This window comes from Streptomyces sp. NPDC004561 (genome assembly GCF_053602155.1).
In genome coordinates this window covers 1-7,683 of record NZ_JBSGDB010000421.1, presented here as the reverse complement: position 1 = coordinate 7,683, position 7,683 = coordinate 1, and the positions used below count along the sequence as shown (strand labels likewise).

7 protein-coding genes are annotated in these 7,683 nt (G+C 75.3%); 6 read left to right on the top strand and 1 reads right to left on the bottom strand.

Annotation, left to right across the window (positions count from 1 at the left end; all coding sequences use genetic code 11):
- Positions 1 to 44: 44 nt before the first annotated feature.
- A complete protein-coding gene (locus tag ACWEN3_RS36330) occupies positions 45 to 653 on the bottom strand; it encodes a hemerythrin domain-containing protein (RefSeq protein ID WP_452979944.1) in 609 nt (202 codons plus the stop codon).
- 904 nt (positions 654 to 1,557) lie between these two features.
- On the opposite strand from ACWEN3_RS36330, the gene ACWEN3_RS36325 reads away from it, so the two are divergent.
- The 6 genes from ACWEN3_RS36325 to ACWEN3_RS36300 all read left to right on the top strand — a co-directional run.
- Entirely contained in the window at positions 1,558 to 2,565 is a 1,008-nt protein-coding gene (locus tag ACWEN3_RS36325) for an NAD-dependent epimerase/dehydratase family protein (RefSeq protein WP_452979941.1), read from the top strand.
- Between the two features lie 33 nt (positions 2,566 to 2,598).
- Entirely contained in the window at positions 2,599 to 4,233 is a 1,635-nt protein-coding gene (locus ACWEN3_RS36320) for a carbamoyltransferase family protein (protein WP_452979939.1), read from the top strand.
- The gene (locus tag ACWEN3_RS36315) at positions 4,230 to 5,225 is read left to right on the top strand and encodes a glycosyltransferase family 2 protein (RefSeq protein WP_452979936.1); all 996 of its coding nucleotides are present in this window, start codon (positions 4,230 to 4,232) and stop codon (positions 5,223 to 5,225) included. The genes ACWEN3_RS36320 and ACWEN3_RS36315 overlap by 4 nt, the downstream gene beginning before the upstream one ends.
- A 5-nt stretch (positions 5,226 to 5,230) precedes the next feature.
- Complete coding sequence (locus ACWEN3_RS36310) at positions 5,231 to 5,764, top strand: D-glycero-alpha-D-manno-heptose-1,7-bisphosphate 7-phosphatase (RefSeq protein WP_452979933.1); 534 nt, start codon at positions 5,231 to 5,233, stop codon at positions 5,762 to 5,764.
- Entirely contained in the window at positions 5,761 to 6,771 is a 1,011-nt protein-coding gene (locus tag ACWEN3_RS36305) for a glycosyltransferase family 9 protein (RefSeq protein ID WP_452979930.1), read from the top strand. Before ACWEN3_RS36310 ends, ACWEN3_RS36305 begins: the two co-directional genes overlap by 4 nt.
- Positions 6,768 to 7,683, top strand: a 916-nt coding sequence (locus tag ACWEN3_RS36300; RefSeq protein ID WP_452979928.1) for a glycosyltransferase, incomplete at its 3' end; no start/stop codon positions are given. The genes ACWEN3_RS36305 and ACWEN3_RS36300, both read left to right, overlap by 4 nt.

Here is a 7,683-nt window from a genome sequence, read left to right as displayed (position 1 = left end):
CTCCTGGCCGATCGCGTCGGCGACGCGCGGCTCGACGGCGCGGATCACGTCGAGAGCGGCGCGGAAGGCGGTGGACTCTGTGGAGAGGGGCTGCTCTCCTTGCCCCGCCCCGACAGCGCGTCGCGCATCCGGTCGACCAGGCCCGCGCCCGGGGCCAGCAGCTTGTTGGCCGGGGGAGTGTCCGGGGCCGACGGGTGCGGACGGGTCGGAGCCATCTTCTTCGCGCGACGCACCTTGTCGCCCAGCTCCATCAGCGCCTCGGGAGGACAGGCGGCCTCCAGGCGGGGGAAGAGGTTCTGCTCCTCGTCCAGGATATGTGACCGGGTCTCGCTCATCAGCTGTGCCATGAGCGTGTCGAACCGGGCGTCGTCCGCCTGCAGGCCCTCGAGGTCCTTCATGATCTGCTCGGCCTTGGCGTGGTCCTCGAGCTCCTTGTCGGCCAGGGCTGCCCCGCCCGCCATGTGCTCGCGCACCGCCGGGTACAGGTACTCCTCCTCCGCGACCGAGTGGCGCACCAGCTCGATCGTGGCCTGGTCGGCGAGGTTCTTGCGTTCCTTGGAGCCGGGCGGCAGCGCCTCGATACGGCCGAAGAACTCCTCGACCTCGCGGTGGTCGGTCGTCAGCTCCTGGATGACGTTTCCGCCGTGACCCATGTCGATACCTCCTGCGAGAGACGCGGCGACCGTGAGCGGCCGACCGTCGCCGCGCCGAGTGCCCCGCGCTCCGCGCACTACACGACCGCCCGCACCCGTTCAGGCCATCGTGTGGAGGGGCGCGGGGACCTGGTCGGCCCCGGTGGCGGTCGGCGGTGCGTGGGGGTGCGGCGCGTCCTGGGCGGCGGTCAGCGGTCGTCGGTGTGGGGTGGCGGTACGGGGGGATCCGGTTCGCCGTGGGTGACGGCCGCCCGCGTCGTTATGAGGGCGCGTAGCCATCCGGTCCTGCCCGGCTGGCGGCACGGTCTGCCCCGGGCGATCGGTGCCCGCGTCGGGGGGCCGTGGCGATCCGGTCTGCCCCGGGCGTCGGCCACCCCGGTCGGATGGCAGCCCGCACCCATCCGGCCTGCCCCGTCGACGGCCGCCCGCGCCCGTGGGTGACGCCCCGCGGGCTCAGTGACCCAGCGCCGGCCCGCCCGGATCGCGAGCCTTCGCGACACCCGCGATTCGCCCGGCGGCGATCACTGGGCTCCGCGGGCCGCCGGCCGCCCGGCAGGCGCGGGGTCGCCGATCAGCAGACCCCTCCCGGCCGCCCGCCCAGGGCACCGCGCTGTCGTCGGGGCTCCGCGTGCACCGGAGTCGCGCGAGTGGCCGCCCCACCGGACAATGAGAGTCCAACGAGTGAAACCAACTGGCAGGGGGAACACCGCTGCCAGTGCCGTCCAGCCAGTGGCGGCCGATCAGGGCGGTCCTCCGGATCAGCGGGACCCGAGCCCTGTCCTCTTCCTGCGCAACGGGCCGGCCGAGCCGGGCCCGGCGACGCGGTGCGCGCCGAACTCCCCACGCGGGAGCGCTTCTCGGGACGCGGACGTCGTGGACGAAGGACGACAAGGAATAGCCCCCCATGACTGGTGACACACCGTTCTCCTGGCGGCGTGCCCTCGTGACCGGCGGCGCCGGCTTCCTCGGTTCCCATCTGTGCGAACGGCTCCTGGATTCAGGCGTCGAAGTCGACTGCGCCGACAACCTGGCCTGCGGGCGCCGCGAGAACGTCGGCCACATCGACGACCGGCCCGGATTCCGGTACGTGCACTGCGACGTCTCCGCGCCCGACTGCGCGGCGCGCCTGCCCGGCCCGTACGACCTGGTGCTGCACTTCGCCTGCCCCGCCTCGCCCGCCGACTACCTGCGCATGCCCCTGGAGACCCTGGACGTGGGCAGCCTCGGCACCCGCAACGCCCTGGGGATCGCCGCCCGCGACGGCGCCCGCTTCCTGCTCGCCTCCACCTCCGAGGTGTACGGCGATCCGCAGGTCCACCCGCAGCACGAGGGCTACTGGGGCAACGTGAACCCGGTCGGACCGCGCAGCGTGTACGACGAGTCCAAACGCTTCGCTGAGGCCCTCGTCACCGCGCACGCCGGCACCAGGGGCACGAACGCCGGGATCGTTCGGCTGTTCAACACCTACGGGCCGCGCATGCGGGCCCACGACGGCCGCGCGGTACCCACCTTCATCTGCCAGGCCCTGGCCGGGGAGCCGGTCACCGTGACCGGCGACGGCACCCAGACCCGCTCCCTGTGCTACGTGGACGACACCGTCGACGGCGTCCTGCGGGTGGCCGCGAGCAGGTCGGTGCGCCCCGTGAACATCGGCGGCAGCGACGAGATCACCGTCGCCGACCTGGCCCGCCGGGTGGTCGCCCTCACCGGCTCCCGCTCGCCGATCGCCTACATCGACCGGCCCGTCGACGACCCCGGCCGGCGCCGGCCCGACACCACCCTCGCCCGCGAACTGCTCGGCTGGTCGCCGCAGATCCCCTGGGAGGAGGGCCTGAAACAGACCATCGCCTACTTCGCCGCCCGGCCCCCCGAACCGGTCCCGCGGGAGGAGGACCCGGCACCGCAGCCCTGACCCCCCGACCGCCCGCCGCCCTGGAGACAGCGCATGCACGTCCTCGGTATCAACGCCCTCTTCCACGACCCCGCCGCCGCCCTGATCACCGACGGCAAGGTCGTGGCGGCCGCGGAGGAGGAGCGGTTCTCGCGCCGCAAGCACGGCAAGCGGCCGGTGCCGTTCTCCGCCTGGGAACTGCCCGAGCAGTCGGCCCGCTGGTGCCTGAAGCAGTCCGGCCTCACCCCGCCCGACCTGGACGCCGTCGCCTACTCCTACGACCCCGCGCTCGCCCGCCCCGCCGAGCGGATGGGCCTGTACGACCCCTGGGACCACCTGCGCCAGGAGTACGCCCGCAAGGCCCCGGATTTCCTCGCCGAGGCGCTGCCCGGACTGGACCCGGCCAAGGTCCGCTTCGTCCCGCACCACGTGGCGCACGCGGCCTCCGCCGGCCCGGTCTCGCCGTACCCGGACTGCGCCGTCCTCGTCCTGGACGGCCGCGGCGAGTGCGGCTCCCACCTGGCCGGCCGCTGCACCAACCGCGAACTCACCGTCCTCGGCACCCAGGAACTCCCCGACTCCCTGGGCCTGTTCTACGAGGACCTCACCCAGCACCTCGGCTTCCTGCGCAGCAGCGACGAGTTCAAGGTGATGGCGCTCGCCTCCTACGGCACCCCGCGCTTCGCCGACCGGCTGCGCCCCTACGTCCACGCCGACGACCGGGGCGGTTTCCGGGCCCGGCCCGTCCCCTGGGCCGAGCTGGTCCCGCCGCGCCCGGCCGGCGGAGCCTGGAGCCGGGACCACGCCGACCTCGCCGCCAGCGCCCAGCTGTGCCTGGAGGAGGCCCTGCTCGCCCTGGCCGGATGGCTGCGCGAGCGCACCGGCGAGGACGCCCTCGCCATGGCCGGCGGAGTCGCCCTGAACTGCGTGGCCAACACCCGGCTGTGGCGGGAGAGCGGCTTCCGGCACGTGTGGGTGCAGCCCGCCGCGGGCGACGCCGGAACGGCCCTGGGCGCGGCCGCGCACATCGCCGGCCAGAAGGACACCCTGGAGCCGATGACGACCGCCGCCCTCGGCCGTGGCTGGAGCGACGCCGAGCTGCGCCGGTGGCTGGAGCGGGCGGCCGTACCGTACGAGGAACCCGCCGACATGGCCGAGACGGCCGCCGAGGCGCTGGCCGCCGACGGGATCGTCGCCTGGTTCCAGGGCCGCAGCGAGTACGGGCCGCGCGCGCTCGGCCACCGCTCGCTGCTCGCCCACCCCGGGCACGCGGCGAACCTGGAGCGGCTCAACGCGGTCAAGGGACGCGAGGAGTTCCGGCCCGTCGCCCCGATGGTGCTCGCCGAACGGGCGGCCGAGCTGTTCGACGGGCCGCTGCCCAGCCCGCACATGCTGTTCGTGCACGACGTCGCCGCCGACTGGAAACCCCGCATCCCGGCCGTCGTGCACGTCGACGGCACGGCCCGCATCCAGACCGTGGACCGCGCCGAGGAGCCCCTGGTGGCCCGGATGATCGACGGCTTCGAACGGCGCACCGGACTGCCCGTGGTGGTCAACACCAGCCTGAACACCGCCGGACGGCCCATGGTCGACGACCCCCGGGACGCCCTGGAGTGCTTCGGCTCGGCCCCCGTGGACCTGCTGGTCCTCGGCCCGTTCGCGATCCGCCGCGGGAGGGCCTTCATATGACCGGCGCACCCGCCTACACCGTCGTCGTCCCGACGATCGGCCGCCCCTGCCTCGCCGACTGCCTGCGCGCGCTCGCCCGGGCGGACGGGCACCCGCCGCACGCGGTGGTCCTCGTCGACGACCGGCCCACGCCCGACGGCGATCTGCCGCTGGAGGCCGCCGGGCCGCTGCTCGACCGGGTACGGACCCTGCGCACCTGCGGCAAGGGCCCGGCCGCGGCCCGCAACGCCGGCTGGCGGACCGTCACGACCCCCTGGACGGTCTTCCTCGACGACGACGTCCAGGTGCTGCCGGACTGGTCCCGGCTGCTCGCCGAGGACCTGCGGGAGGCCGGCGAGGACGTCGGCGGCATCCAGGGGCGGCTGCGTGTCCCCCTGCCCCCGGACCGTCGGCCCACCGACTGGGAACGCAACACCAAGGGCCTGGAGAGCGCCGCCTGGGCCACCGCCGACATGGCCTACCGCACCGAGGCGCTCAACCGGGTCGGCGGCTTCGACGAGCGTTTCCCGCGCGCTTTCCGCGAGGACGCCGACCTCGCCCTGCGTGTGCAGCGGGCCGGCTGGTCGCTGTGCCGGGGCAGGCGGGTCACCCGGCACCCGGTCCGCCCCGCCCACTGGTGGGCCTCGTTGCCCGCGCAGCGCGGCAACGCCGACGACGCGCTGATGAACCGGCTGCACGGCCCCGACTGGTGGGCCCGCGCCCGGGCGCCCCGCGGCCGGCTGCACCGCCATCTCGTGGTCACCGGCGCCGCGCTCGCCGGGGCCGCCTGCGCCCTCGCCGGCCGTCGCCGCGCCGCCGTCGCCTGCGCCGCCCTGTGGACGCTGGGCACCGCCGAGTTCGCCCTCGCCCGTATCCTGCCCGGCCCCCGCACAGCCCGCGAGATCGCCGGGATGCTCGGCACCAGCGTGCTCATCCCGCCCCTCGCCGTGCGGCACTGGCTGCGCGGAATCGTACGCCACCGGCACGCCGAGCCCCTCGGAGGTGCCGGGTGACGGGCGTGTGCGCCGTACTGTTCGACCGCGACGGCACCCTGGTGGCGGACGTCCCGTACAACGGCGACCCCGACCGCGTCACCCTGCTGCTCGGCGCGGCGGAGGCCGTCGCCCTCGCGCGGAGCGCCGGACTGCCGACCGGCGTGGTCAGCAACCAGTCCGGCATCGCCCGCGGGCTGCTCACCACCGAGGACGTGCGCCGGGTCAACCGGCGCGCCGACGAACTGCTCGGCGGAGTGGACGCCTGGCTGTTCTGCCCGCACGCCCCGGACGCCGGCTGCCCCTGCCGCAAACCCCGGCCCGGCCTCGTCCTCACCGCCGCCGCCCGGCTGGGCGTCCCGGCCACCGCATGCCTGGTCATCGGGGACATCGCGGCGGACGTGCTGGCCGCCCACGCGGCGGGCGCCCGGGGCGTCCTCGTCGCGAACGCGGCCACCGCGCCGGCCGAGGCCGCACGACTCGCCGGGCAGTCCGCGCCGGACGTGCTCACCGCCGTACGGAACGCCCTCGGACCCCGCCCCGGGAGGCGGTCACGATGAGGGCGCTCGTCGTCCGACTCGACAGCTTCGGCGACGTCCTGCTCGCGGGCCCCGCCGTCCGCGCCGTCGCCGCCCACTGCGCGCACCTGACGATGCTGTGCGGGCCGCGCGGCGCGGACGCCGCCCGGATGCTGCCCGGAGTCGACGACGTACTGGTCTGGGAGTCGCCCTGGGAGGGCTTCGAACCGCCCCCGGTGAACCCGACGGACATCGGCGCCCTGGTCGGACGGCTGCGCGCCGGGGCCTACGGCGCCGCGCTCGTCCTCACCTCCTTCCACCAGAGCCCCCTGCCCACCGCGCTGTTGCTGCGCCTCGCGGGGATCGGCCGCATCGGCGCCGACAGCGTCGACCACCCAGGGCGTCTGCTCGACATCCGCCACCGGCGCCTCGCGGGCCGCCACGAGGCCGAGGCGGCCCTCGACACGGCAGCCGCCATGGGCTTCCTGCCGCCCCCCGGCGACGACCGGCGGCTGCGCGTGCTGCCGCCCCCGGACACCAGCGGCCTCACCGGTGACGGCCCCTACGTCATCCTGCACCCCGGCGCCAGCGCGCCCGCCCGTGCCTGGAGCCCGCGGCGGTGCGCCGAGGCGGCCGCGCTGCTCGCCGACGCCGGGCACCGCGTGGTCGTCACCGGCGGCCCGCACGAGACCCTGCTCACCCGGTGCGTGAGCGGCGACCTGGCCGTGGACCTCGGCGGCCGGACCACCCCGCGCACCCTCGCCGGAGTGCTGCGCCTGGCGGACGTCGTGATCAGCGCCAACACCGGGCCCGCGCACCTCGCCGCCGCCGTCGGCACCCCGGTCGTGTCGCTGTTCGCCCCGGTGGTCCCCGCCGAACGCTGGGCGCCCTACGGCGTTCCCGTCATCCTGCTCGGCGACCAGTCGGCGCCGTGCGCGGACACCCGGGCCCTCGTCTGCCCGGTGCCCGGCCACCCCTGCCTGGACGAGGTCACCGGACAGGACGTGGTGCGCGCCGTGCACAAGCTCATCCAGGAGCGGCACTCATGAACATCCTCGTCTGGCACGTGCACGGATCGTGGCTCACCGCCTTCGTGCAGGGCCCGCACACCTACCTGGTCCCGGTCACCGAGGACCGCGGACCCGACGGACTCGGCCGGGCCGTGACCTGGGACTGGCCCCGCAGTGTGCGCGAGCTGACGCCCAGGGAGCTGTGGGACCACGACATCGACCTGATGGTCCTGCAACGCCCGCACGAACTCGACCTGGCCCTGCGGTGGACCGGCCGCCGCCCCGGAGTGGACGTGCCCGCCGTGTACGTCGAGCACAACAGTCCCGAGGAGACCCCGGAACGCCAGCTCCACCCGCTGGCCGGACAGTCGCGGATCCCGGTCGTGCACGTCACCCACTTCAACCGGCTGATGTGGGACGGCGGCCGGGCCCCGACCGAGGTCGTCGAGCACGGCATCGTCGACCCCGGCCCGCTGTGGACCGGCACCGAACGGCGCGCCGCCGTCGTCGTCAACGAGCCCGTGCGCAGGGGCCGTACCACCGGAACGGACCTGCTGCCCCGCTTCGCCGGGTCCGCGCCCCTGGACGTCTTCGGGATGCGCACCGAGGGACTCGCCGAGCACCTGGGCCTGCCGCCCGAACGCTGCCGCACCCGGGACCTGCCCCAGCGCGAACTCCACCGCGAGATGGCCAGGTGCCGCCTCTATCTGCACCCGGTGCGCTGGACCTCCCTCGGACTGTCCCTGCTGGAGGCCATGTTCCTGGGCATGCCGGTGGTGGCTCTGGACACCACCGAGGTCCGCGAGGCCGTACCCGAGGGCGCCGGGGTGGTCTCGAACCGCCTCGACGTCCTGGAGGACGCCGTACGGGCGTTCCTGGCCGAACCGGAGCGTGCCCGTCCGATCGGCGAGGCGGCCCGGGCCGCCGCCCGGGCCCGCTACGGGGAGCGGC

Excerpts from the sequence above, each read along its gene's own strand:
- ACWEN3_RS36330 (WP_452979944.1), bottom strand. The coding sequence starts at position 653 with ATGGGTCACGGCGGAAACGTCATCCAGGAGCTGACGACCGACCACCGC.
- ACWEN3_RS36305 (WP_452979930.1), top strand. The coding sequence starts at position 5,761 with ATGAGGGCGCTCGTCGTCCGACTCGACAGCTTCGGCGACGTCCTGCTC.
- ACWEN3_RS36325 (WP_452979941.1), top strand. The coding sequence starts at position 1,558 with ATGACTGGTGACACACCGTTCTCCTGGCGGCGTGCCCTCGTGACCGGC.
- ACWEN3_RS36320 (WP_452979939.1), top strand. The coding sequence starts at position 2,599 with ATGCACGTCCTCGGTATCAACGCCCTCTTCCACGACCCCGCCGCCGCC.
- ACWEN3_RS36315 (WP_452979936.1), top strand. The coding sequence starts at position 4,230 with ATGACCGGCGCACCCGCCTACACCGTCGTCGTCCCGACGATCGGCCGC.